This window comes from Curvibacter lanceolatus ATCC 14669 (assembly GCF_000381265.1).
Lineage (GTDB): Bacteria > Pseudomonadota > Gammaproteobacteria > Burkholderiales > Burkholderiaceae_C > Curvibacter > Curvibacter lanceolatus.
The window spans coordinates 78,317-101,009 of record NZ_KB906261.1; the positions used below are offsets into that span (position 1 = coordinate 78,317).

General features: G+C 66.8%; 19 protein-coding genes. 5 read left to right on the top strand and 14 right to left on the bottom strand.

Annotated elements, in window-relative coordinates; genetic code table 11:
- The first annotated feature begins 360 nt into the window (after positions 1 to 360).
- Positions 361 to 2,592 (top strand): putative bifunctional diguanylate cyclase/phosphodiesterase, encoded by a 2,232-nt coding sequence (locus tag F624_RS0116755; RefSeq protein WP_169426623.1) that lies wholly within the window; start codon positions 361 to 363, stop codon positions 2,590 to 2,592.
- A gap of 30 nt (positions 2,593 to 2,622) precedes the next feature.
- Here the strand turns inward: F624_RS0116755 and dinG are convergent, their stop codons facing one another.
- From dinG to mltG, 7 genes are all read right to left on the bottom strand, one after another.
- Positions 2,623 to 4,761 carry an ATP-dependent DNA helicase DinG gene (gene dinG / locus F624_RS0116760; protein ID WP_019575482.1) on the bottom strand — a complete coding sequence of 713 codons (2,139 nt, stop codon included), beginning with the start codon at positions 4,759 to 4,761 and terminating at the stop codon, positions 2,623 to 2,625.
- Positions 4,758 to 5,441: an ankyrin repeat domain-containing protein gene (locus F624_RS0116765; protein ID WP_019575483.1), complete on the bottom strand. Its 684-nt coding sequence runs from the start codon at positions 5,439 to 5,441 to the stop codon at positions 4,758 to 4,760. The genes dinG and F624_RS0116765 overlap by 4 nt, the downstream gene beginning before the upstream one ends.
- Positions 5,438 to 6,253: a TatD family hydrolase gene (locus F624_RS0116770; RefSeq protein WP_019575484.1), complete on the bottom strand. Its 816-nt coding sequence runs from the start codon at positions 6,251 to 6,253 to the stop codon at positions 5,438 to 5,440. Before F624_RS0116770 ends, F624_RS0116765 begins: the two co-directional genes overlap by 4 nt.
- Before the next feature lie 101 nt (positions 6,254 to 6,354).
- Positions 6,355 to 6,711 carry a PilZ domain-containing protein gene (locus tag F624_RS0116775; protein WP_027474505.1) on the bottom strand — a complete coding sequence of 119 codons (357 nt, stop codon included), beginning with the start codon at positions 6,709 to 6,711 and terminating at the stop codon, positions 6,355 to 6,357.
- Positions 6,708 to 7,736, bottom strand: coding sequence for a DNA polymerase III subunit delta' (locus tag F624_RS0116780; protein ID WP_019575486.1), 1,029 nt, complete (start codon positions 7,734 to 7,736; stop codon positions 6,708 to 6,710). Before F624_RS0116780 ends, F624_RS0116775 begins: the two co-directional genes overlap by 4 nt.
- Complete coding sequence (gene tmk / locus F624_RS0116785) at positions 7,733 to 8,407, bottom strand: dTMP kinase (RefSeq protein ID WP_019575487.1); 675 nt, start codon at positions 8,405 to 8,407, stop codon at positions 7,733 to 7,735. The genes F624_RS0116780 and tmk overlap by 4 nt, the downstream gene beginning before the upstream one ends.
- Entirely contained in the window at positions 8,404 to 9,369 is a 966-nt protein-coding gene (gene mltG, locus F624_RS0116790) for an endolytic transglycosylase MltG (RefSeq protein WP_031255310.1), read from the bottom strand. Before mltG ends, tmk begins: the two co-directional genes overlap by 4 nt.
- Before the next feature lie 69 nt (positions 9,370 to 9,438).
- Here mltG and ygfZ point away from each other — a divergent pair, with 69 nt between their 5' ends.
- Positions 9,439 to 10,392 carry a CAF17-like 4Fe-4S cluster assembly/insertion protein YgfZ gene (gene ygfZ / locus F624_RS0116795; RefSeq protein WP_019575489.1) on the top strand — a complete coding sequence of 318 codons (954 nt, stop codon included), beginning with the start codon at positions 9,439 to 9,441 and terminating at the stop codon, positions 10,390 to 10,392.
- Between the two features lie 7 nt (positions 10,393 to 10,399).
- On the opposite strand, the gene F624_RS0116800 is transcribed toward ygfZ, so the two are convergent.
- Both F624_RS0116800 and F624_RS0116805 read right to left on the bottom strand, forming a co-directional pair.
- Positions 10,400 to 11,272 carry a YbgC/FadM family acyl-CoA thioesterase gene (locus tag F624_RS0116800; RefSeq protein WP_019575490.1) on the bottom strand — a complete coding sequence of 291 codons (873 nt, stop codon included), beginning with the start codon at positions 11,270 to 11,272 and terminating at the stop codon, positions 10,400 to 10,402.
- Entirely contained in the window at positions 11,269 to 12,258 is a 990-nt protein-coding gene (locus F624_RS0116805) for an alpha/beta hydrolase (protein WP_245573660.1), read from the bottom strand. The genes F624_RS0116800 and F624_RS0116805 overlap by 4 nt, the downstream gene beginning before the upstream one ends.
- Before the next feature lie 196 nt (positions 12,259 to 12,454).
- On the opposite strand from F624_RS0116805, the gene F624_RS0116810 reads away from it, so the two are divergent.
- Positions 12,455 to 13,591, top strand: coding sequence for an iron-containing alcohol dehydrogenase (locus F624_RS0116810; RefSeq protein WP_019575493.1), 1,137 nt, complete (start codon positions 12,455 to 12,457; stop codon positions 13,589 to 13,591).
- A 6-nt stretch (positions 13,592 to 13,597) separates the two neighbouring features.
- Here the strand turns inward: F624_RS0116810 and F624_RS0116815 are convergent, their stop codons facing one another.
- The 4 genes from F624_RS0116815 to F624_RS0116830 all read right to left on the bottom strand — a co-directional run bounded on the left by F624_RS0116815 (position 13,598) and on the right by F624_RS0116830 (position 19,045).
- Positions 13,598 to 14,653 (bottom strand): Rpn family recombination-promoting nuclease/putative transposase, encoded by a 1,056-nt coding sequence (locus F624_RS0116815; protein ID WP_019575494.1) that lies wholly within the window; start codon positions 14,651 to 14,653, stop codon positions 13,598 to 13,600.
- A 98-nt stretch (positions 14,654 to 14,751) separates the two neighbouring features.
- Positions 14,752 to 15,825, bottom strand: a complete 1,074-nt coding sequence (locus tag F624_RS0116820) for a patatin-like phospholipase family protein (protein ID WP_019575495.1) — start codon at positions 15,823 to 15,825, stop codon at positions 14,752 to 14,754.
- A gap of 12 nt (positions 15,826 to 15,837) precedes the next feature.
- Positions 15,838 to 16,662 (bottom strand): HDOD domain-containing protein, encoded by an 825-nt coding sequence (locus tag F624_RS0116825; protein ID WP_019575496.1) that lies wholly within the window; start codon positions 16,660 to 16,662, stop codon positions 15,838 to 15,840.
- A 37-nt stretch (positions 16,663 to 16,699) separates the two neighbouring features.
- The gene (locus F624_RS0116830) at positions 16,700 to 19,045 is read right to left on the bottom strand and encodes a Tex family protein (protein WP_019575497.1); all 2,346 of its coding nucleotides are present in this window, start codon (positions 19,043 to 19,045) and stop codon (positions 16,700 to 16,702) included.
- Positions 19,046 to 19,204: 159 nt separating this feature from the next.
- Between F624_RS0116830 and F624_RS0116835 the strand changes: the two genes are divergently transcribed.
- Positions 19,205 to 21,070: a monovalent cation:proton antiporter-2 (CPA2) family protein gene (locus F624_RS0116835; RefSeq protein ID WP_019575498.1), complete on the top strand. Its 1,866-nt coding sequence runs from the start codon at positions 19,205 to 19,207 to the stop codon at positions 21,068 to 21,070.
- A gap of 4 nt (positions 21,071 to 21,074) precedes the next feature.
- Positions 21,075 to 21,587, top strand: a complete 513-nt coding sequence (locus tag F624_RS0116840; RefSeq protein ID WP_019575499.1) for a hypothetical protein — start codon at positions 21,075 to 21,077, stop codon at positions 21,585 to 21,587.
- A gap of 4 nt (positions 21,588 to 21,591) precedes the next feature.
- Here the strand turns inward: F624_RS0116840 and menA are convergent, their stop codons facing one another.
- Complete coding sequence (gene menA / locus F624_RS0116845; protein ID WP_245573661.1) at positions 21,592 to 22,566, bottom strand: 1,4-dihydroxy-2-naphthoate octaprenyltransferase; 975 nt, start codon at positions 22,564 to 22,566, stop codon at positions 21,592 to 21,594.
- Positions 22,567 to 22,693: the final 127 nt, after the last annotated feature.

Consider the following 22,693-nt stretch of genomic DNA (forward strand, 5'->3'; position numbering starts at 1 on the left):
AGGCACTCAGGCGTCTCACGCAAGTTCCAAGACGCAAAAAGGCCCCTCTGCGGTCAAATCCGAAGCATCCAAGGCTTTTCGCACGGACGGATGCGAATCTCGTGGTTGTTTTTCAATGGGTCACTTATGATCAATTACCCATTGATACAAATACAGAGGGAGCCCCATGCCAGTCCGGTTCGTTCAAGCGCATCGGGTGAGCCACCACAAAGCGTGGCGCTGCGAAAGGATGCGCACCCCGTGAGCACGGAGACACGCCCTCAAGGCCAGGGGGTATCACCCCTGACTCTGCAGGAAAAGCACTTATTGAACGCAGAAGTGTTGACCCTGGTGTATGGGTCGACACGCCGAAGTACTCTGGTGGCCCTGTTGGTGGCGGCCACCGTCCTGGCGCTTCAGCATGGAGATGCGGCACGGATCTCCTGGTGGATCTGGGCAGGCCTGACGACGTTGACTTACGGAGCCCGCGAAATGCTGGCCTGGCAGTTCCGCACCCGTCCCATGTCAGGCACGCCGACGACGCACTGGCTGCCCGCGTACCGCGTGGCCACCGCCGCTTGCGGCGCAGTGTGGGGGTTGGCTGGATGGCTGTTCTACCCTGACGGCGACACAGTTGGCCAAGCTTTTCTGGTGGTGATCCTGGTCGGGGTGTCCAGCGGCGGCATCATGGCCTACCTGATTGATCCCCCCTGCGGGCGTCTTTTCTGTGCAGGCATCTACCTGCTGGCCTTGCCCGGGTTTTTGACCCACGGCAGTTCCTTCTCAGTGTCTCTGGCGCTGATGCTCGCCTTGTTCATGGTCTATATCAGCCTGTCCAGTGCTTCGATGTCCCACCACCTGCGCGAGAACATTGGCCTGCGCATCGTGGCCAATCAGCGGTCACAGGCCGTCCATGAGATGGCCGAACGTCAAGCACTGCACATCCGCCAAACCCCCATGGGGGTTGTCGAATGCGACATTCACTTCAGAGTAACCGTCTGGAATGCCGCTGCGGAATCCATGTTCGGCTATACCGCCCAGGAAATGCTCGGGCAGCCTCTGACTCTTTTGATGCCGCCTTGGGAGCGTGAGCGCGTGGTGCATGTCATGCGTCATCTGTTTGTGGATGGGCTGGCCCAGAACAATCAGAGCGAGAACTTGCGCAAGGATGGCCAGATCATCATCTGCGACTGGTTTGCCACCCCGCTGAAAGACATTGACGGACGCATCATCGCGGCAGCCGCCCTGGTGGTTGACAAGACCGAAGCCCAGAAGAACCTCGAGGCGGTGCACCAACTGGCCTACTACGACATGCTGACCGGCTTGCCCAATCGCCGCCTGCTGCTCGACCGGATCGAACAAGCCTTTGCATTGAGTGCCCGGCAGAAGGACCACGGGGCCGTGGTATTTCTCGACCTGGACCGTTTCAAGACCCTCAACGACATGAAGGGCCATTCTGCAGGAGACCTGCTGCTCAAGCAGGTCGGTAGCCGGCTGCGCGACATGATGCGCAGCCATGACACGGTGTCACGCTTCGGGGGTGACGAGTTTGTGGTGGTGCTGGAGGGCCTTGGGGACAACCCGGAAGCTGCCGTGATGGGGTGTCGCCAAGTGTCCCAGAAGATCATTGCCGAATTGAACAAGCCTTTTGATATCGCAGGCTTTGAGTACCAGACCTCTCCGAGCCTCGGAATATGCTTATTCCATGCCCATGATTTGAGTGTCAACGAAGTTCTGAAACGGGCCGACATGGCCATGTACCAGGCCAAACAGGCCGGCCGCAATACCGTCTGCTTTTATGACCAGACCCTGCAGCCACAATTGGAAGCCCGAGCCAATCTGGAGGCCGAGTTACGCCATGCCATCGCGCAGTCGGAGCTGGTGGCCTATTACCAGTTGCAGGTGGATGGGCGAGCCGAGGTGCTGGGCGCCGAATTGCTGCTGCGGTGGCGCCATCCTCGTCGGGGCTGGGTGTCACCGGCCGACTTCATTCCGATTGCAGAAGAGTCAAATCTGATTTGTGAGATCGGAGAATGGGTTTTGTTGACGGCATGCCAACAGTTGCGCTCCTGGCAGGTGCAGCCCGCAACGCGGGATCTGCGGCTTTCGATCAATGTCAGTGCACGTCAGGTCGAGAAAAGTGATTTCGTCGAGTCTGTTGCGCGCTGCCTCGAGGTCACTGGCTGTTCGCCCGCCTTGTTGCGGCTGGAGTTGACCGAAGGCCTGATGCTGCGCAGAAGCCAGGAACTGATCGCCAAGCTCCAGACCCTGCACGACATGGGCCTTTCGCTGTCGATCGATGACTTCGGCACTGGCTACTCGTCCTTATCGATGCTGAAGCACTTTCCACTCAACGAGCTGAAGATCGATCGCAGCTTTGTCTCTGATCTGCCTGGCAACACGGACGACGCCACCCTCATCAAGACCATCATCGCAATGGGTCGCAACCTGGGCCTGGAAGTGATTGCCGAGGGGGTGGAAACCTCCGCCCAGTTCGAGTTCCTGCGCCAGTCGGGCTGCATGGCCTACCAGGGTTACCTGTTCGGACGGCCGGTGCCGATTGAGGCCTTCGAGCGGCAGTTGGCGGAACGCGTCACGGCGATGCCAGTCTGAGCCCCCTGCCCTCCCCTCGCCTGGCGCGCCTCAAAGATCGAAAACCTGCCCCTGGCTGTTGCGCTTTTGCCGCTTGAACGGCGGCAGCCCCGCCAGCAGGCGCTGGCCAAAGCTGGTGCTGATCAGGCGCCGGTCGTAGCAATACACATGGGCCTCATCGGTTTCGCTGCGGATGGCACGGCCCACCCACTGGGCCAGGCGGATGCTCACCGCGGGCACCACCAGCTCCATGAAGGGGTCGCGCCCTTTGGAGCGCAACCACTGGGAGCGTGCTGAGCTCACCGGATCCGAGGGCGGCGCAAAGGGCAGCTTGCAGATGAACACGCTCTCGCACAGCCGCCCCGGCAGATCCAGCCCTTCGCCAAAGGACTGCATGCCGAAGATGATGGAGGCGTCGCCGCGCTCCACCTTTTCGCGGTGGCGCTGCAACAAGGTCTGGCGCGGCAGGTCGTTTTGCACCAGCACCCGGCTGCGCAGGCTGCCGGTCAGGCTGTCCACGGCCGTGCGCATCTGGTCGCGTGAGGTGAACAGCACCAGCGCGCCGGCCTGCACCTGGGCCAGGTCGGCCATCAACTCCTTGCACATGGCCTGGTTGTACTCGCCAGCCCGCTTGGGGTCGGCTGGGGTGTCCACCGCCACAAAATGGCCCTGTCGGGCAAAGTCGAACGGGCTGCTGACCACCCGGGTGCTGACGTTGTCCAGCCCGCGCAAGCCGGTTTCGTTGAGGAAGAAGTCAAAACTGCCGCAACTGGTCAGTGTGGCCGAGGTGATCACCACGCCGCGGGCCTTGGCCCACAGCTTGTGGCGCAAGGCACTGGCGGGCAGGATGGGGCTGGCCGAGGCGGTGATCGACAGGAATTCGCCATACAGCCCAAAGGTGAACCAGCGCGCCGCGGGCACCTCGGTCTCCAGCAACATCAGCGCAGCCCAGGCCTGCACGGCCTCCAGGCGCGGGGCCAGCACCCCCAGCTGGACGTAATGCGTGGCCAGCTCGCGCGAGTCTTCGGGGCGCTCCTTCATCTGGGTGCGCAGGGCGGCCGAGATGGCCTGCAGGTGTTTGAGCATGGCGCCCGAAATCGTCAGCACCTCGCTGACCGGGTTGCTCAGCACGCCGGGCAAGGGCCCGATGGGCAGCAATTCCACCGGCTCGTCGCTCAGGCCCTTGGGGCGGTACAGGGCCAGGGCCTGCTGAGCCACCTCATTGAGGTGGGCTTTGAGCGCACTGCCCTGCCCTGTCAGTTCGGCCGCCGCATCGAGGTCGAGCATCTCGGCCGTCTTGCGGGCGCGCAGCGCCAGTTGTTCGACCCAGCGCAGCCGGGTCAGGTCGGTGCTTTCCTGGAAATGGTTCAAGGCCACGGCGGGCAGGTGGTGGCCTTCGTCCAGCACCAGCAGGCAGTCCGACAGGTCGGGCAGCGTGTTGCCGTTCAGCGTGGCCAGCAGCAGGTCGTGGTTGGCCACGATCACCTGCGAGGCGGCCAGGGCCTTGCGCTGGTCGAAGTAGACGCAGTCCTGGTAGTCGGGGCAATGCTTGGCGGTGCAGCTGCTGGCCTCGGCGGCCACCGGGCTCCACATTTCGGGGCTGGGCGGCACGGCCAGGGTGTCGCGGTCGCCATCCCAGCGGCGCTCCTTCAACTCGGTGGCCATCTGGCGGTAGAAATGAAGCTGGTACTCGGTCGGCGCCCGCCCGTTGCTCGACGCGCTCGGGGCTGTGCCCGCCGGCAACTCGTCGGCAAACAGATCCGGCTCACCCTCGCCGTTCACCCAGCGCATCAGCTTGTATTTGCAGACGTAGCGCCCGCGTCCCTTGGCCAGGGCGTGGGTGAAGGGCTCGGGCATCAGCTGGCTGAGCAGGGGCAGGTCTTTGTGCACCAACTGCTCTTGCAAGGCCACGGTGGCGGTCGAGATGATGACGCGGGTCTTGCGCGCCAGGGCTGCGGCAATGGCGGGGGCTGCATAGGCAATCGATTTGCCCACGCCGGTACCGGCCTCGATCACGGCAAAGGCGCGCTCAGGCTCGTCCTCGCATTTGCCCAGCGTGGGCGTGCTGAAGGTCTGCGCCACCAGCTCGGCCATGTGGCGCTGCCCCTCCCGGGCCCTGAAGCCAGATGAGGCTGCCACCACATGGTCAAACGCCGCCAGGGCCGTGGCTTGGGTCGTCTCGGCGCTCACCAGGTGCCCTTGGGCTGGCGGGCACGCAGGGCCGAGGCAATCGCCTCGACATTGGCGGTGCGCCCCACCTGCTGGGCAAAGTCGATGGCGGTGAGGCCCTTCTCATTGCGCAGCGAGGCATCGGCCCCCTCTTCGATCAGCACCTTGAGCACATCGCTGCGCCCGTACATGGCCGCCATCATCAGCGGCGTGCTGCCATTGGGCGAGGCTGCATCGATGTAGGCCGAGTTGTCCAGCAGCAGGCGCACCATCTCGACCTGGTTCTGCGTGGTGCCTGAGGCGGCGTAATGCAGCGGCGTCCAGCCGGTCTTGTTGACATCGGCATCGTGCTCGATCAGCAGCTTGGCCAGGGCCAGATCGCCGCGGATGGCGCACAGCATGAGGGCACTCTCGCCCTTCTTGTTGCGCACCTCGGCCTGGATGTTGGGCGCACTCAGCAGCGCCTCGACCGCACGCACCGATTGCAGGTCCACCGCCATCATCAGACCGGGCTGGCCGGCTTCGTCCACCGTGTTGGGGTCGAAGCCACGCCGTATCAAGGTCTGGAGCGTGCTGGCGTCATTGCGCCGGATGGCGGTGAAAAAGTCTTCGAAAGAGCCCGCATGAGCGCTCTGGCCCAGCAAGCTCAGCCCGGCGCTGGCCCCCAGGGCGAGCAGGCATTGGCGGCGATGGGGGTTCATGCGGCACTCCCGGTGGCTGGACTCATCACGCCCGGGAACAGGCGCTCGAAGTTGGCACTGGTCTGCGCCCCCACGGCCTCGGCGCTCAGGCCGCGCAGTTGCCCGATCTGGGCGGCCACGTGGGGCACGTACGAGGGGTTGTTGGTCTTGCCACGGTAAGGCACCGGGGCCAGGTAGGGGCTGTCGGTTTCGATCAGCATGCGGTCCAGCGGCACAAAGCCTGCCACCTCACGCAGGTCGCTGGCACTCTTGAAGGTCAGGATGCCGGAAAACGAGATGTAAAAGCCCAGATCCAGCGCCGCCCGGGCCACCTGCAGACTTTCGGTGAAGCAATGGAACACGCCGCCGGCCGCGCCTTCACGCCCGTCTTCGCCCATTTCACGCAACAGGGCCAGGGTGTCGTCCGAGGCGCTGCGGGTGTGGATCACCAGCGGCTTGGCGCAGGCCTGCGCGGCCCGGATGTGGGTGCGAAAGCGCTCGCGCTGCCACGCCATGTCGGCCACCGTGCGGTCGCCCAGGCGGAAGTAGTCCAGCCCCGTCTCGCCGATGCCCACCACCCGCGGCAGCGCCGCACGCTGCAGCAGGTCGTCCAGGCTGGGCTCCATCACACCTTCGTTGTCGGGGTGCACGCCCACGGTGCACCAGAAATTGTCATGCTGCAGGGCGAGCGCATGGACAGATTCAAACTCTTCGAGCGTGGTGCAGATGCACAGCGCGCGGTCAACCTGGGCTTCGGCCATGGCACGGCGGATGGCCGGCAACTCGGCCGTCAGCTCGGGAAAGGTCAGGTGGCAGTGGGAATCGACAAACATGGAATACTCAACGGAAAGCTCAACGGCAAGGCCCGCAACAGGGCGGGCATCATTCAAACAGGGGCTGGTCCGACCCGCACCACACGGGGGGCCGGCAGGCTTCAGATGGTCTGGGTTGGGCGCTCGGAGGCCAGGTGGCTGCCCAGCATTTCCTCGATCTTGATCTTCAGCAGGCGGGACTTCTCATCGCGCGGAAACTGGATGCCCACGCCCTGGGTGCGGTTGCCCGCGGCGCGTGGCGGCGTGACCCAGGCCACACGGCCGGCAATCGGGTAGCGCTGCGGGTCGTCCGGCAAGGAGAGCAACACGTACACATCGTCGCCCAGTCGGTAGTCGCGCGCGGTGGGGATGAACATGCCCCCCTCGGCAAACAAGGGAATGTAGGCGGCATACAAGGCCCCCTTTTCCTTGATGGCGAGCTGCACAACACTGGGGCGCGGGGTACTGGGACTGTTCATGGCGTGGACTCTGTGGCCGAGTTTAGGGCGATTTGCGCCTCGCTCACAAGCGCTTCCAACATCAAACCGGGGTTATAGGGGTGATCTGCCGTGCGCGCCGCCTCGCTCAGGCTGCGGGCCCAGCGCAGCAGCACCTTGTGGGCCGGAGGCCGGGGCAGCTCGTTGGCCGCGAAATAGCGCGGCGCCGCCCCGGAGGCCATGGCCAGCAGGTCGTGGCAGATCTTCTGCAGGCTCTGGATGTTGCGCGCGGCAGGCCAGTTGGCCAGCACGCCAGGGTCGCCCCGCAGCAGCGCGCGGGGCAACTGGGCCCAGGATTCAGGTGTCAGGCCTTCGGCGGCCAGCATCAAAGCGTCTTCCGGCCGGCCGCCGGCGGCACGCAGCAGCACTGAGGCGGCAGCGCCCGGCAGGCCTTGACCCGCCAGCCAGTGGCCAGCCTCGTCAGCGCCCGGCCAGACCAGCGAGTGCGTCAGGCAGCGACTGCGGATGGTGGGCAGCAATTGGTGCGCGGCCTCGCTGGCCAGCACGAAGCGCACATCGCCCGGGGGTTCCTCCAGGGTCTTGAGCAGTGCATTGGCCGTGATGTGGTTCATGTCCTCGGCCGGGTACACCAGCACGGCCTTGCCGCGGCCACGCGACGAGGTGCGCTGGGCGAACTGCACGGCCTCGCGCATGGCCTCGACACGGATTTCACGGCTGGCCTTGCGTTTTTTATCGTCGATCTCGGACTGCGCCTTCTCCGACAGGGGCCAGCCCAAGGCCAGCAGGGCCGTCTCGGGCATCAACACCATCAGGTCGGGGTGGGTTCGCACGCGCACGGCATGGCAACTGGCGCACTGGCCACAGGCGCCGTGGGGCGTGGGGGCGTCGCACAGCCAGGCCTCGACCAAAGCCAGGCCCAGCGGGTACTGGCCCAGGCCCGAGGGGCCTTGCAGCAGCCAGGCGTGGCCGCGCTGGCTCAGCAGGTTGTCGAGCTGCCGCTGCAACCAGGGCGCCAGGGGCAGACGGGTGTCGCGCTCATCGCTCATTGCGGGCCTCCGTGGGCGGCCACCATGATGGCCAGCCAGCCCTTGCGCACCAGCACCCGGGTGATCTGCTGCCACACCTGGTGCCGGCTTTGGGCGGCATCGATGCGTTCAAAGCGGCTGGGCGCAGCGGCTGCCCGGGCCGCATAGCCGGCCGCCACCTGGCCAAAGAAGGCCACGGGCTGCGATTCGAACCGGTCGGGCACGCGGGCATCGGCCAGGCGTTCGGCAGCCACTGCCGGGTCCAGATCGAACCAGATCGTGAGGTCGGGCTGCCGCAGGCTGCCGCCGGGCCGGCCTTGCACCATGCGCTCGAGCTGGGCCAAGGTGTCCAGGTCAAAGCCCCGGCCGCCGCCCTGGTAGGCAAAGGTGGCGTCGGTGAAACGGTCGCACACCACCACCTCGCCACGGGCCAGGGCCGGCTCGATCACCTGCTGCAGGTGGTCGCGGCGGGCGGCAAAGATCAGCAAGGCCTCGGTCAGGGGGTCCATGGCGTCGTTCAGCACCAGGGCGCGCAGCTTTTCGGCCAGCGGCGTGCCACCGGGCTCGCGGGTCTGGCACACCACCCGCCCCTGGGCGCGAAAGGCCGCCACCACGCCCTCGATGTGCGTGGTCTTGCCGGCACCGTCGATGCCTTCGAAGCTGATGAACAAGCCGGGGGTGGTTGGGGTCATGGGCGACGCTGAAATTGATTGACGGCCCGATTGTGCTCGTCAAGGGTGGCGCTGAAATGGCTGCTGCCGTCACCACGTGCGACAAAGTACAGCGAACGGCTCTCGGCAGGGTGCACGGCGGCCAGCAAGGCCCCCCGGCCGGGCATGGCGATGGGGGTGGGTGGCAGGCCGGCGCGGGTGTAGGTGTTCCAGGGCGTGTCGGTGAGCAGATCGCGCTTGCGCAGATTGCCGTCAAAACGTTCGCCCATCCCGTAAATGACGGTCGGGTCGGTCTGCAACAGCATGCCCGCGCGCAGCCGGTTCACGAACACGCTGGCAATCAGGGGGCGGTCGCTGCCACGCCCGGTTTCCTTTTCGACGATGCTGGCCAGGATCAGGGCCTCATCGGGCGATTTCAGCGGCAGGTTGGGGTCGCGCGCCTGCCAGGCCGCCTCGAGCTTTTTGTCCATGGCACGCAGCGCGCGTTGCAGCACGGCCAGGTCGCTGCTGCCCTTGGAGTAGGTGTAGGTGTCGGGGTAAAAACGGCCCTCGGGCAAGGTGCCGGGGCGCCCCAGGCGGTTCATGATGGCAGCGTCGTCGAGCTCGGTGCTGTCGCCCTTGAGCTGATCGGCCCGCGCCAGGGCCTGACGCACCTGTCGCCAGTTCCAGCCCTCGACCAGGGTGACGGCACGCAGGGCCTCCTCGCCGCGCACCAGCTTGCTGAGCAGCCGCCTGGGCGTGATGGTGGCATCCAGCTCATAGCTGCCCGCCTTGATGCCCCGGGCCTGGCCTGAGAAGCGGAACCAGGCATACAGGAACAGCGGGTTCACCTCCACCCCGGCATCCTGCACGTCCTGCGCCAGGGCGCGCGGCGAGGTGCCGGGTTCGATCGACAGGTCGATCGTGGGAGCGGCCAGGCGCATGGGCGCATCCAGCCACCAGTAAACGGCACCGCCCAGGGCTGCTGCCACCAATACCAACATCACCAGCAAAGCACGCACAGCCCAAGCCCCATCGCGAACAAGTTTTTGACGGGGGATGATAATTCACGCATGACACAAGCCTTGAATTCTCCCCAGGCGCTGCTGCACGGTGTGGCGCCCTTGTCCGCTCTGGGCGTGATTCGCGCCCGTGGCGACGATGCTGCTTCGTTCCTGCATGGTCAATTGACCCAGGACGTGGTGCTCTTGCCTGACGGCCAGGCCCGCCTGGCGGGCTACTGCTCGGCCAAGGGGCGGCTGCTGGCCAGCTTCGTGCTGCTGCGCCTGAGCGCTGCCGAAGTCTGGCTGGTGTGCCCCAAGGAGCTACTGGCGGCCACCTTGAAGCGCCTGTCCATGTTCGTGCTGCGCGCCAAGGTCAAGCTCGATGACGCCAGCGCCGAGTTGGCCGTGCGAGGCCTGGCCGGCGAACCCGCCCTGGCCGCCCTGCCCGCGGACAGCCTGCCCTGGTCAGCCGCCCCCCATGCGGCGGGGTACGCGGTGGCCTTGTACCCGGCAGCCGGCGTTGCGCGGGCGCTGTGGATCGGCCCCGCATCAGACGCTGCCTGGCCTGGCCCGGCCCTGTCCGAGTCGCTGTGGGCCTGGTCGGAGGTGCTGGCGGCCGTGCCCACCCCCGGCGCGACGCAGTCCGACAGCTTTGTGCCCCAGATGCTGAACCATGAGTCGGTGGGCGGCGTGAGCTTCAAGAAAGGCTGCTACCCCGGCCAGGAAGTGGTGGCTCGCAGCCAGTTCCGAGGCACCCTGAAGCGCCGCACCTGCCTGGCCCATGCAGAGGGGCTGGAGCAGCCCCCCAGCCCTGGGCAGGAGGTGTTCCTGGCCGGCGACGCGGCCGACCAACCCAGCGGCGTGGTGGTCCAGGCCGCCGTGTCGCCCACCGGCGGGGTCGATCTGCTGGCCGTGGTGCAGGTGACGGCCAGTGCGGCCGGTACGGCCTTGCACCTGGGCGCGCCGGATGGCCCGGCACTGATGGTGCAGCCCCTGCCCTACCCGCTTCTCGCCGATATCTGAGCGAAGGTCAGAGCACCCGCACCATTTCGATGTGCGGGATATCGACCTCGTAGAACACGTCGCCACGCGGCTGGAAGCCCAGCCTTTCGTAGAACCCGCGGGCGCTCGTCTGGGCATGCAGCAGCACCTCGCGGTCGCCGCGCTGGCGGGCGGCCTCCATCAGGGTGCGCAGCACATCGGCCCCCAGGCCGGTGCCCCGCATGGGCCGCAGCACCGCCATGCGGCCGATGCGCGCCACCCCAGGGGCATGCACCAGCAGGCGGCCTGTGGCCAGGGCCTGGTCCAGGCGGTTGTAGACCACGGCATGCACGGCCGTGGCATCGGCCTCGTCCCATTCCTCATCGAGGGGAATGGCCTGCTCCTGCACGAACACCTCGGTGCGCACCCGGGCCGCATCGGTGCCCAGCGTGCTCCAGTCGCCGCTGCGCACACTCACCACGGGCTGGCCCGCGGCGTGCTCCAGCAGCAGGCTGCGCAGCGCGTCGGGCACGCGGCGCGAGGTCTGGGTGGCCGGGTCGGCGAACACGTACAACAGCTCGCCCGACACCAGCAACTGCTCGCCCCGGAAAATGGCGCCCACCAGTTCGATCGATGAGTTGCCGATGCGCCGGCAGCTCAGGCCCACATCGAGCACATCGTCGTAGTGGGCCGAAGCGTGGTATTCGAGCGCCAGGCGCTTCACGTACAGCTCGCCGCCCAGCAGTTCCATCGAGGCCTCGTAGGGCAAGGCCAGCTCACGCCAGTAGTCGCCCATGGCGGTGTCGAGGTACATCGCGTAGTGGCCGTTGAAGACGATCTTCTGCATGTCCACCTCCACCCAGCGCACGCGCAGGCGGTGGAAGAATCGGAAATCGGTGCGTTTCGGTGCAGGGGCGCTCATGGTGACTCCGTGGAAGGGTGCAGGGCGGCGCGCATCGCATCAGCCGCCTGCTGGTGGGCTTGCAGGGCTTCGGGAATGGCCCGGCCCATCTTGATGAACTCGTGGGTCACGCCGCGGTAGATCTCCAGGTCCACGGCATGACCGGCCAGGCGCAGCTTGTCGGCGTAGGCAATGCCCTCATCCACCAGCGGGTCGAATTCGGCCAGGCCCAGCCAGGCCGGGGCCAGGTGTTCGGTGTCGGGGGCCAGCAAGGGGGCAAAACGCCAGTCTTCACGCTCCTGGCGCGACGGCACGTACTGGTCGAAGAACCACTGGATGTGGGACGCCTCCAGCACCAGACCGTGGGCAAAACGCTGGTGCGACACCGTGTCCTGGTGGGCGGTGGTGCCGGGGTAGAACAACAACTGCAGGGCCAGCGGGAGCCCCTCCAGCGCAGCCTGCACCGCCAGGGCGGCGGCCAGGGTGCCGCCGGCACTGTCGCCGCCCACGCCGAGCCGGGCCGTGTCCAGCCCCAAGCCGGCGCCGTGGCCATGCAGCCAGCGCAAGGCGTCCCAGCCATCGTTGAAGGCGGTCGGGAAGCGGTGCTCGGGGGCCAGGCGGTAGTCGAGCGACACCACCGCACAAGCCGAACGCTGGGCCAGGCTGCGGCACAGGATGTCGTGGGTGGCGATGCTGCCAATCATGAAGCCGCCACCGTGCAGGTACAGCAGCACGGGCTGGCCTGGTTCCAGACTGGGCCGGTAAAGCCGGGCTGGCAAGGCAACGCCGTCGCGGGCCGGGATCGTCAGCTCACGCACCTCGGGCAGCTCGGGGCGGGCGATTTCAAGCACGTCGGCCCCTGCCGCGTAGGCGGCGCGGGCCTGCCTGGGGGACAGCGTGTGCAAGGCGGGGCGCTTGGCTTTGACCATGCGGTCGATCACGCTTTGCATGGCGGGGGTGAGTCGGTAGGCACTGACAGAAATGCTGGCGGAAGGGCTGGTAGACATCAGTTTCGTATCGTTGCGGCACGGAGCGCCCGGCTTTGTCACCAGGGTGACGGCAAGCGCGCTCAGCCTGGGGTTTGAACGTCTGGTCAGGCCAGGCGGCAGCCGGTAAAGTCAGCCGCGCATCGTACAACGTGGCGCCTGGGCTGCCCGGCGACCGGTGTTTCCTCAACCTGCTCGACCTTCCACTTTCCGCTTCATGGCCTTCATCAACTACGTCACCCAGATCCAGTTCGAGTTTGGCACCGTGCGCCTGCTGGCGGCCGAATGCGAGCGCGTGGGCATTCAGCGCCCCCTGATCGTCACCGACGCCGGGGTGCGCGCCGCCGGCGTGCTGCAAAAAGCCCTGGACGCCCTGCCCGGCCTGCCCCTGACCGTGTTCGACCAGACCCCCTCCAACCCCACCGAGGCCGCCGTCCGTGCGGCGGTCGAGCTGTACCGGGCTCAGGGCTGCGATGGCCTGATCGCCGTGGGCGGCGGCTCGGCCATCGACTGTGCCAAAGGCATTGCGATTGCGGCCACCCATGAAGGCCCGCTGACCACCTACGCCACCATCGAGGGCGGCTCCACCCGAATCACCGAACGCGCAGCGCCCCTGATCGCGGTGCCCACCACCAGCGGCACCGGCAGCGAGGTGGCGCGTGGCGCCATCATCATCGTGGACGACCACCGCAAGCTGGGCTTCCACTCTTGGCACCTGGTGCCGCGGGCCGCCATCTGCGACCCCGAACTCACCCTGGGCCTGCCTCCAGGCCTCACGGCGGCCACCGGCATGGATGCGATTGCACACTGCATGGAGACCTTCATGTCGGCCGCCTTCAACCCCCCAGCCGACGGCATCGGCCTGGATGGCCTGGAACGCGGTTGGGCCCACATTGAACGCGCCACCCGCAACGGCCAGGACCGCGAGGCCCGCCTGCAACTGATGAGTGCCTCGATGCAAGGCGCCATGGCCTTCCAGAAAGGCCTGGGCTGCGTGCACAGCCTCAGCCACAGCCTGGGCGGCGTGAACCCGCGCCTGCACCACGGCACCCTGAACGCCATGTTCCTGCCCGCGGTGGTGCGCTTCAATGCCAGTGCCGAGTCGGTGCAGCGCGAACGCCGGCTGGACCGCATGGCCCACGCGATGGGCCTGCGCTCAGGCGGCGACATCCCCGATGCCATCCGCGACATGAACGCCCGCCTGGGCCTGCCCACCGGCCTGGCCGCCATGGGGGTGAGGCGGGATCAGTTCGACGATGTGATCAAGGGCGCCCTGGCCGACCACTGCCACAAGACCAACCCGCGCATCGCCAGCCCTGAGGAATACCGCGAGATGCTGGAAACCTCGATGTAAACCGTGTCAGTGTCGGGCGCCGGCCTCGTCCAACAAAGCCTCCAGGGTGGGCGCGCTGAACATCTGCTCAGACCAGGCTTCCAAGCGCTCCACAGAGGCGCTCTGAAGCCGCTGGTAGGCCCAGGCGGGCACGGGGGCGAAGCGCTGCTCGATCACTCGGGCCAGCATCATGGCGATGCCTTGTGAACGGCCCTGGGTAAGGCCTTGAGTAATGCCTTGAGTAAGGCCCTGGGAGAGCCCTTGAGAGAGCCCCAGCGACAGTCCTTGTGAATGTCCTTTGGAAAGTCCTTTTTCAATGGCTTCGTTGTAAAGGCGTTCCAGGGTTTCTTCGAGCATGGTCGGGCCTTTCAGAAGGTCATGGATTTGATCGAGTTCGTCGGTGGCGATGTCCGGCATTTTGCGCCGTATCAGGCGACGGAGCCAGACATTGAGGGTTCTTCTCAATTTCTGATGCTCGGGGGCCTGGAGCGCCTGACCCATCGCGTACGCCAGCCTGGCAATGTCGGACCGGTTGGCGCTGTGCTCCAACTTGAACAAGGCTTCGGTCACGTTCCGAACCTCGTCTGACGGGGATAGCTTCAATCTGGCTTCATCGATCAGGTGATACAGCAAGCGCGGCCTATAGGGCTCCAGAGCCGGTAGGCCGGGAGCGAAACAGTCTGATACATCAAGCGCTGAAGACCATGGGCGATGCCCCTTGTAGAGAACCATGGGCAACAAGGGCGGAAGTCTGCCCTGGTCCAACTGCCCTTCCTTGATCAGATGCTGGGCCAGCAGACCGACATAGACCATCATGCGCACCGCCATCCATTCATCGGGCTGGCTTTGGAACTCCAGCAGCAGATAGACCCAGACCCAGCGCGGCCCCACCTGCAGCCGCCAAACCATGTCGTCGTGGCGCTGCTTGTCGGATTCGCTCACATAGCTGGCATTGACTCGCTCCAGGGTCTCAAACCGAGCGTCCTGGACCCAGTCACCAGGCACGAAGCCGAGCAGCAGGTCGCGCACCATCTCCGGGTGGGAGAAGAGCAGCTTGTAGTCGTTGTCGTGGTGCGTGGGCATGGCCCATGCTGCCCTCGCAGGTGCGTCAACTGGGACGACAGCCGCCAGAATGCGGGCTCAGCCAGACAGTGGGCAGCCACCCTGCCTCGTGGAAGGGTTCAGAGGGCCTCGACCCGGCCCATGTCCGGGGCCTGCAGCCACTCGGCGAACTCGTCAGCCAGTTGCTGGCTGGCCTGCACCGCCCGGGTCCAGGCGGCGGAGCGGCCGGCGTGGTCGTTGCCGTAGTGGGTGAAGTCCTTGCGGTCGGGCAGCTTGGCATTGGGCAGGGTCTGCACCCAGGCCGGATCGGGAGCCAGCACCAGCATGGGGTCCAGAAAGGCACTGGCGCGATGGCGCCATTTCAAGGCCTTGTCCAGCCAGCCCGGCACCACGGCCTGCTGAAAATGCGGGTACAGCACCACGCCCGGGGCGGGGTTCCGGTAGTCCAGGTGCATGTGGTAGTCGGTGATGCCGCCGTCCCAGTAGGCCCCCGGGGGCGCGCCGGCAATGGCACTGACCGAGCGCAGCACGAAGGGGATGGAGCAACTGGCCTGCACCGCATCCATGAAATTGGCCGGCGTGAGCGCCACCTGGCGGCTGCGGTAGTCGCGGGTGCCAAAGGGCAAGGCCGCGTGCTGGCTTGAGAAAACCACCCGCTCCAGCCAGGCGCCCATGGCACGGCGCTGCACCGTGTTGCTCACAAACGCCCCCAGGTAGCCCAGCGGCGTCGCCAGGCCATGCTCGCGGGCCAGCAGGTGGCGCCCGCGCGAGGCGATCACATGCAGCCGGTAGCGTGGGTGCTGCAGCACCTCATGCTCACGCCCGCCAAAGAACAGTTTCAGGTTGTCGGCAAAGCGCTCGCTGACATGCTCGGCCGTGGGGCGCTTCTGGCCCGGCGCCAGGTCATAGCGCTGGGCGATGTAGTCGTGTTCCAGCCGGGCAAAGGCCTCGCCCGGGCGGTCCAGGCAGGCGGTGGCCATGCGCCAGGCGCCAATCGATGCCCCGACCAGATCGACGGGCTGGCTGGATCGGGCCAGCCAGTCGCCGAAAAGAAACCGGTCCAGCGGGCCCAGCACCAGCCCCTTGGGGCCGCCCGCGGCGGCAGGCACCACGCGCACGTGCTCGGGTTGGAGCCCATGGGCCTGCAAATGGGCGCGGGCCTGCGGCCCGGCATAGAGGCGAAGCGCTTTCATCAGGGCCGTGGCTCAGACAAAGGCACCCACTTCCTGGGGCGTGGTCCAGTCGATCGGGTCTTGCTGCAACACCATGTCGATGTCGAGCTCCAGCGCCAGGCCGACGGTGTCGGGGAAGGTCACCGCCAACTCCCGGTCGGTGAAGCCAGCCTCCTTGGCCCGGGTGCGCCATGAGGCCAGGTGGATGACACCGGCCAACGGTTCGTAGACCTCATTCTCGAAGGGGGCAATCTGGTACTCCAGCGCATCGACGATGGCGGCCGGAAACTGCCACTTGCGGGCGAAGCCTGAACTCACCTGGGCGTAGCAAAAACCCAGGCGTTTGCGCTCGCTGCGGGCCCGTTTGAGGTCCAGCGGGCCGTGCTCCAGGTTGAGCAAGGCCATGTCACGCGGCATGCCCATGTGCATGGCCAGTTCGCCGACCGCGTGCAGCAAGCCCGAGGTGAAGGCCGCGCTGGGGTTCTGCCGCACCACGCCGGCCAGAATGCGCGACACCTTGGCGGTGTCCAGGCTGTAACGCCAGAACTGCTGCAGATTGATGCCCGCCACCCCACGGAAGGCGCCCCCCACAGCGGCCGCCGACACCAGGGTGCGCACATGGTTCAGGCCCAGCACGGCCAAGGCCTCGGCCACGCCGTTGACGCGCCGCTCCAGATGGAAGAAGGCCGAGTTGGCCAATTGCAGCAGGCGCGCCGTCAAGGCTGGGTCGGTGCTGATCAGTTGCGTGATGCGACGCAGGTCCGACTCTTCCTTGTCCAGCTCCAGCATGAGCAAAGCCACCACCCGCGGAATGCTGGGCAGGGCGATTTCAGAGGCCAGAAGGTCGTCGAGCTCCATGGAAGTTGATTTTGAAACTTATTGTTTCTGATTATCGTCAGCGCGAGCGGTTTTGCAGCTTGGCAAATGCAGAAGCCATGGCGGAGGGGGCTGCCGCGTCGTTTTGACGCCGCTGCCCGCCACCCTGGTGCTGGCGACCCGCACCTTCAAAGCGGTTGTCGCGCGGCCCATCGCGCCGCGCCGGTGCGGCATCGAGCTTCATGGACAGGCCGATGCGCTTGCGCTCCACATCCACCTCCATCACCTTGACCTTGACGATGTCGCCGGTCTTGACCACTTCGCGCGCATCGGTGACGAACTTATGGCTGAGCTGGCTCACGTGCACCAGACCGTCCTGGTGCACGCCCAGGTCGATGAAGGCGCCAAACTGGGCCACGTTGCTCACGGTGCCTTCGAGCACCATGCCTTCGCGCAGGTCCTTGATGTCTTCCACGCCTTCATTGAAGCGCGCCACCTTGAAGTCGGGTCGCGGGTCGCGGCCCGGCTTTTCCAGCTCGCCCAGGATGTCCTTGACCGTGATGACGCCGAACTTCTCGTTGGCGAACAGCTCGGGCTTCAGGGTCTTGAGCATGTCGGCACGGCCCATCAGCTCGGCCACCGGCTTGCCGGTCTTGGCCATGATCTGCTCCACCACGGGGTAGGTCTCGGGGTGAACGCCGGTCATGTCCAGCGGGTTCTCACCGCCACGGATGCGCAGAAAACCGGCACTCAGCTCGAAGGTCTTGGCGCCCAGGCCGCTCACGCTCAGCAGTTGCTGGCGGCTGGCAAAGGCGCCATTGGCTTCGCGCCAACGCACCACGGCCTTGGCCACCGCGGCGCTCAGGCCCGACACCCGCGACAGCAAGGGCACGCTGGCGGTGTTCAGGTCCACCCCCACCGAGTTCACGCAGTCTTCCACCACCGCTTCGAGCGTGCGGGCCAGCTCGCTCTGGTTCACATCGTGCTGGTACTGGCCCACGCCGATGCTCTTGGGGTCGATTTTGACCAGCTCGGCCAGCGGATCCTGCAGGCGGCGGGCAATGCTGGCGGCGCCGCGCAGGCTCACGTCCACATCGGGCATCTCCTGCGAGGCGAACTCGCTGGCAGAGTACACCGAGGCACCGGCCTCGCTGACCACCACCTTCTCAACGTGGCGTTCGATCTTGGCCAGCAGCTTGATCAGGTCGGCCGCCAGTTTGTCGGTTTCGCGGCTGGCCGTGCCATTGCCGATGGCAATCAGGTTCACGCCGTGCTTCTCGCACAGGCGGCCCAGGGTGTGCAGCGAGCCGTCCCAGTCCCGGCGCGGCTCGTGCGGGAACACGGTGCTGGTGTCCACCAGCTTGCCGGTGGCGTCCACCACGGCCACCTTGACGCCGGTGCGGATGCCCGGGTCCAGACCCATCACCACGCGCGGGCCGGCAGGCGCCGCCAGCAACAAATCGCGCAGGTTGTCGGCAAACACCTTGATGGCCACTTTTTCAGCGTCTTCGCGCAGGCGCGAGAACAGATCACGCTCGGTGGACAGGCTCAGCTTGACGCGCCAGGTCCAGGCCACGCACTTGCGGATCAGGTCGTCGGCGGGGCGGCCGCCATGGCTCCAGCCCAGGTGCAGGGCGATGCGCCCTTCCGCCACCGAGGGTTGGCCGGCTTCGGGCGGCACCGGCAGCACCAGCTTGGCTTCCAGGATCTCCTGCGTGCGGCCGCGGAACACCGCCAGCGCGCGGTGCGAGGGCACGCGACCGATGGGCTCGTCGTAGTCGAAATAGTCGCGGAACTTGGCCACATCGGGGTGGTTCTCGTCCTTGCCCTCGATCTTGCTGCTCTTCAGCAGGCCTTCGTTCCACAGCCATTCGCGCAGGTTCTGCACCAAGGCAGCGTCCTCAGCCCAGCGCTCGGACAGGATGTCGCGCACGCCGTCGAGCACGGCCCCGGTGGTGGTGAAGTCGCTGCCGTCTTCGCCCTTGGCGGCCTTCACAAAGGCCTGGGCCTCGTCGGCCGGCACCCGGGTGGGGTCGGCAAACAACAGATCGGCCAGGGGCTCGATGCCGGCCTCGCGGGCGATCTGGCCCTTGGTGCGGCGCTTTTGCTTGTAGGGCAGGTACAGGTCTTCCAGCTCCTGCTTGGTGGGCGCCGCGTCAATGGCGGCGCGCAGGGCGTCGGTCAGCTTGCCTTGCTCGGCAATGCTCTTCAGGATGGCCTCGCGGCGGTCTTCCAGCTCGCGCAGGTAGGCCAGGCGGGCTTCCAGCTCACGCAGCTGGATGTCGTCCAGGCCCTGGGTCACTTCCTTGCGGTAGCGGGCAATGAAGGGCACGGTGGCGCCCCCGTCCAGCAGTTCCACAGCGGCGCGCACCTGCGCCTCGTTCACCCTGATTTCAGCGGCCAGTTGCCGAATGATCTTTTGCATGTCTCTCGCAGCGTCACGGTCGAATCCGAAGCCGGCGAGTGTGCCACAGCGCCCTGCCCCTGCCGCGCAAGTGGCCGTCGGCCAGCGTGAAACTTTGCCGCTGTCGGCCCGCGATCGCGCAGCCGCTAAACTGCCCGGCAGAATGGAGTGAGGAGTGCAATGGCCATCGAGCAAGGCAGTGATCTGTTGAAAACCGTGGTGCTGCTGGGCGCCGGGGTGCTGGCCGTGCCGCTGTTCAAGCGGCTCGGGCTGGGTTCGGTGCTGGGCTACCTGGCGGCCGGGCTGGCCGTGGGGCCCTTCGGCCTGGCGGTGTTCAGTGAATCCCAGACCATCCTGCATGTGGCAGAGCTGGGGGTGGTGATGTTCCTGTTCGTGATCGGCCTGGACACCCAGCCCAGCCGGCTGTGGAAGCTGCGCCGCCAGATCTTCGGCCTGGGCCTGATGCAGGTGCTGACCTGTGCCACCTTGCTCACCACCCTGGGCCACCTGTTGGGCCTGAGCTGGCCGGTGGCCTTTGTGGCGGCGATGGGTTTTGTGCTTTCCAGCACCGCCATCGTGATGCAGGTGCTGGACGAGCGCGGCGAGTCCTCCAGCCCGGCGGGCCAGCGCATCGTGTCGATTTTGCTGATGGAAGACCTCTCCATCGTGCCCCTGCTGGCCATCGTGGCCTTTCTGGCGCCCGCGCCGGCCGACCAGGAGCCTGTGTCGCGCTGGGTCACCATGGGCGTGGCGCTCAGCGCCATCCTGGGGCTGGTGGCGGTCAGCCGCTGGCTGCTCAATCCGCTGTTCAGCCTGTTGAGCAAGGTGCGCGCCCGCGAGGTGATGACCGCCGCAGCCCTGCTGGTGGTATTGGGCGCGGCCCTGGCCATGCAGTGGGGCGGGCTGTCGATGGCGCTGGGCGCCTTCGCCGCCGGGGTGATGCTGTCCGAATCGACCTTCCGGCACCAGCTGGAGGCCGACATTGAGCCCTTCCGGGGCCTGCTGCTGGGCCTGTTCTTCATCGGCGTGGGCATGTCGCTGGACTTGCCCCTGGTGCTGCAGGGCTGGCCCAAGCTGCTGGCGGGCGTGGTGGGCTACATGCTGCTCAAGGGCCTGGGCGTGTACACCGTGGCCCGCCTGACCCGTTGCAACCGGCGCGACTCGGTGCTGCGTGCCGCCATGATGGCCGAGGGCGGCGAGTTTGCCTTTGTGCTGTATGCCACGGCGGCCCATGCGGGCCTGATCGAGGCCGAGATGAATGCGGTGCTGAATGCCGCGGTGATCCTGTCGATGGCCCTGAGCCCCTTGCTGCTGGCCGGTGTGCGCCGGGCCCTGGCGGCTCTGCCTGCCCCGCCTGATCTGAACGGCATCCAGTCGGTGGACGCCGCGGCCGAGCTGGCCCCCAGCGTGCTGGTGATCGGTTTCGGCCGCTTCGGCCAGATCGCCAGCCAGAACCTGCTGGCCCGCGGCATCGAGATCGCCATCATCGACCGCGACACCGACATGATCCGCGCTGCTGCCCAGTTCGGCTTCAATGTGTACTACGGCGACGGCACCCGCCTGGACGTGTTGCAGGCCAGTGGCGCCGGCACGGCCCGGGCGGTGCTGGTGTGCGTGGACGACAAGGCGGCCACCACCCGCATCGTCGAGTTGATCAAACAGAGCTTCCCCCTGACCCCGGTGCTGGCCCGGGCCTTCGACCGCCAGCACGCCATCGAGCTGCTGCGCCATGGCGTGGACTACCAGATGCGCGAGACCTTCGAGAGTGCCATGGCCTTCAGCCTGGAGGCCCTGCGCCAACTGGGCGTGGAGGCCTCAGAGGCCGCTGCCGTGGGCGAGGACATCCGCCGGCGCGACTCGGAGCGCCTGGAGATGCAGCTCAATGGCGAGGCCAAGGCGGCTCTGGCCCTGCTGCACGGCAACCGCTGGGCCCCCACCCCGCTGACCACCCCACAACGCGAAGGCCAGGCCCTGAACACCGAGGCCGAAGCAGTGATCCATGGCAACGCCGAAGCCGGCCCAGTGACCGCCCCGAGCCGGAACTGACCCCATGGACCTGTTCCAGACACTGCTGCGTCTCATCAAGAACCTGCTGCTGGGCTTGCTGGCCCTGCTGCTGGTGTTCGAGGAATGGGGTTGGGACACCCTGTCGGCCCTGGTCGGGTGGATCGCCCGCCTGCCACTGCTGGCCTGGCTGGAGCGCCGCATCCGCGCCCTGCCCCCCTGGGCCGCGCTGCTGATGTTCACCGTGCCGGCCCTGGCCCTGCTGCCAGTGAAGCTGGGTGCCCTGTGGCTGTTCGGCCAGGGGCATGCGGCCCTGGGCCTGGTGCTGCTGCTGGGTGCCAAGCTGCTGGGCACAGCCGTATTGGCTCGCCTGTTCCACCTGACCCAGCCCGCCCTGATGCAGTTGGCCTGGTTTGCCCGCTGGTACCCGCGCTGGAAGGCCTGGAAGGACCGGCTGCTGGCCTATGTGCGCAACAGCGCCCCCTGGCGCACGGCCCGCGCCTTCAAGACACGGGTGGTGACGCAGGTGCGCGCCTGGTGGCAGGCCTGGCGGGGTTGAGGCCCTAGGCCTGCGGCACCCAGCCCCGAACCAGGCTGCCGAGCACCAGCCCCGCCGCCAGCAAGGCGGCAAACTGCATCTCGAAACGGAAGCTGGCGATCAGCAGCGCGCTGTAGTCATCGGCTTGCGTACAACGCCGCAAGCCACGCAGCAGCTGCCGTGCCCGTGGCCAGAGCAGGAGGGGCAGCAGGCACAAGGATGAGCCCGCCAGCCAGGCCATGGGCAGCAGCAGGGCAAAAGGGCTGACCAGCAACAGCGCGTGCACGCGACGCGCGTTGGCCGCCCCCAGACACACCGCCAGGGTGCGGCGCCCCACCCGCGCATCGTGCGCCAGGTCACGCAGGTTGTTGACGGCCAGGGCGGAGGCGGCCAGGCCGCCCATGCAGAGCGCGGCCAGCACACTGAGAGCGTCAAACCCGCCCGTCAGCAGCCATTCACTGCCCAGCACGGCCACCAGGCCGAAAAACACCAGCACGGTCAACTCGCCGAAAGGCGTGTAGGCAATGGGCCGAGGCCCGCCCATGTAGGCCAGGGCCGCCAGCAGCGAGGCACTGCCCATCGCCAGCACGGGCCAGCCTTTGAGCAGCACCAGCCACAGGCCGAAGACGGTGGCCAGCAGCGCCAGGCCGGCCACCGCCCACTGCATGTGCCGCAGCGATATCAAGCCCAGGGCGGTGGCCCTTGGCAGGCCGGTGGCCGCGGCCGATTGGTGCGCGCCACGCCGGGTGTAGCCGACATCGTTTTGCAGGTTGGTGATGACCTGCATCAGCAAGGCCGCCACCAGCGCAGCCGCCGCAGCCCAACCATCCAGTGCGCCGGTGCGGCGCCACCCCAGGGCAGCCCCCACCAGCACCGGGGCCAGCGCCACCCACAGGCTGCGCGGGCGCACGGCCAATGACCAAGCTTGCCAGGCAGGCTGACGCCCCCCGCTGGGAGCCATCTGTGTCATCGGGGCAGGTTGGCGTGGGAGTTTGTTCACGGGATCGATTGCTACAGAACGAAACAACGGATTCTGCCAGCCGCCCCTGGCTGGGGAAGGCGTGACGACCCCATCGCATTTGCTTACCAAAACACGGGCCTGGTACCCGGGCGAGCCAGCACCACTG

Coding starts and splice junctions, on each gene's coding strand:
- F624_RS0116765 (WP_019575483.1), bottom strand. CDS start 5,441: ATGAACCCCCATCGCCGCCAATGCCTGCTCGCCCTGGGGGCCAGCGCC.
- F624_RS0116770 (WP_019575484.1), bottom strand. CDS start 6,253: ATGTTTGTCGATTCCCACTGCCACCTGACCTTTCCCGAGCTGACGGCC.
- F624_RS0116775 (WP_027474505.1), bottom strand. CDS start 6,711: ATGAACAGTCCCAGTACCCCGCGCCCCAGTGTTGTGCAGCTCGCCATC.
- F624_RS0116780 (WP_019575486.1), bottom strand. CDS start 7,736: ATGAGCGATGAGCGCGACACCCGTCTGCCCCTGGCGCCCTGGTTGCAG.
- tmk (WP_019575487.1), bottom strand. CDS start 8,407: ATGACCCCAACCACCCCCGGCTTGTTCATCAGCTTCGAAGGCATCGAC.
- mltG (WP_031255310.1), bottom strand. CDS start 9,369: ATGTTGGTATTGGTGGCAGCAGCCCTGGGCGGTGCCGTTTACTGGTGG.
- ygfZ (WP_019575489.1), top strand. CDS start 9,439: ATGACACAAGCCTTGAATTCTCCCCAGGCGCTGCTGCACGGTGTGGCG.
- F624_RS0116800 (WP_019575490.1), bottom strand. CDS start 11,272: ATGAGCGCCCCTGCACCGAAACGCACCGATTTCCGATTCTTCCACCGC.
- F624_RS0116805 (WP_245573660.1), bottom strand. CDS start 12,258: ATGTCTACCAGCCCTTCCGCCAGCATTTCTGTCAGTGCCTACCGACTC.
- F624_RS0116810 (WP_019575493.1), top strand. CDS start 12,455: ATGGCCTTCATCAACTACGTCACCCAGATCCAGTTCGAGTTTGGCACC.
- F624_RS0116815 (WP_019575494.1), bottom strand. CDS start 14,653: ATGCCCACGCACCACGACAACGACTACAAGCTGCTCTTCTCCCACCCG.
- F624_RS0116820 (WP_019575495.1), bottom strand. CDS start 15,825: ATGAAAGCGCTTCGCCTCTATGCCGGGCCGCAGGCCCGCGCCCATTTG.
- F624_RS0116825 (WP_019575496.1), bottom strand. CDS start 16,662: ATGGAGCTCGACGACCTTCTGGCCTCTGAAATCGCCCTGCCCAGCATT.
- F624_RS0116830 (WP_019575497.1), bottom strand. CDS start 19,045: ATGCAAAAGATCATTCGGCAACTGGCCGCTGAAATCAGGGTGAACGAG.
- F624_RS0116835 (WP_019575498.1), top strand. CDS start 19,205: ATGGCCATCGAGCAAGGCAGTGATCTGTTGAAAACCGTGGTGCTGCTG.
- F624_RS0116840 (WP_019575499.1), top strand. CDS start 21,075: ATGGACCTGTTCCAGACACTGCTGCGTCTCATCAAGAACCTGCTGCTG.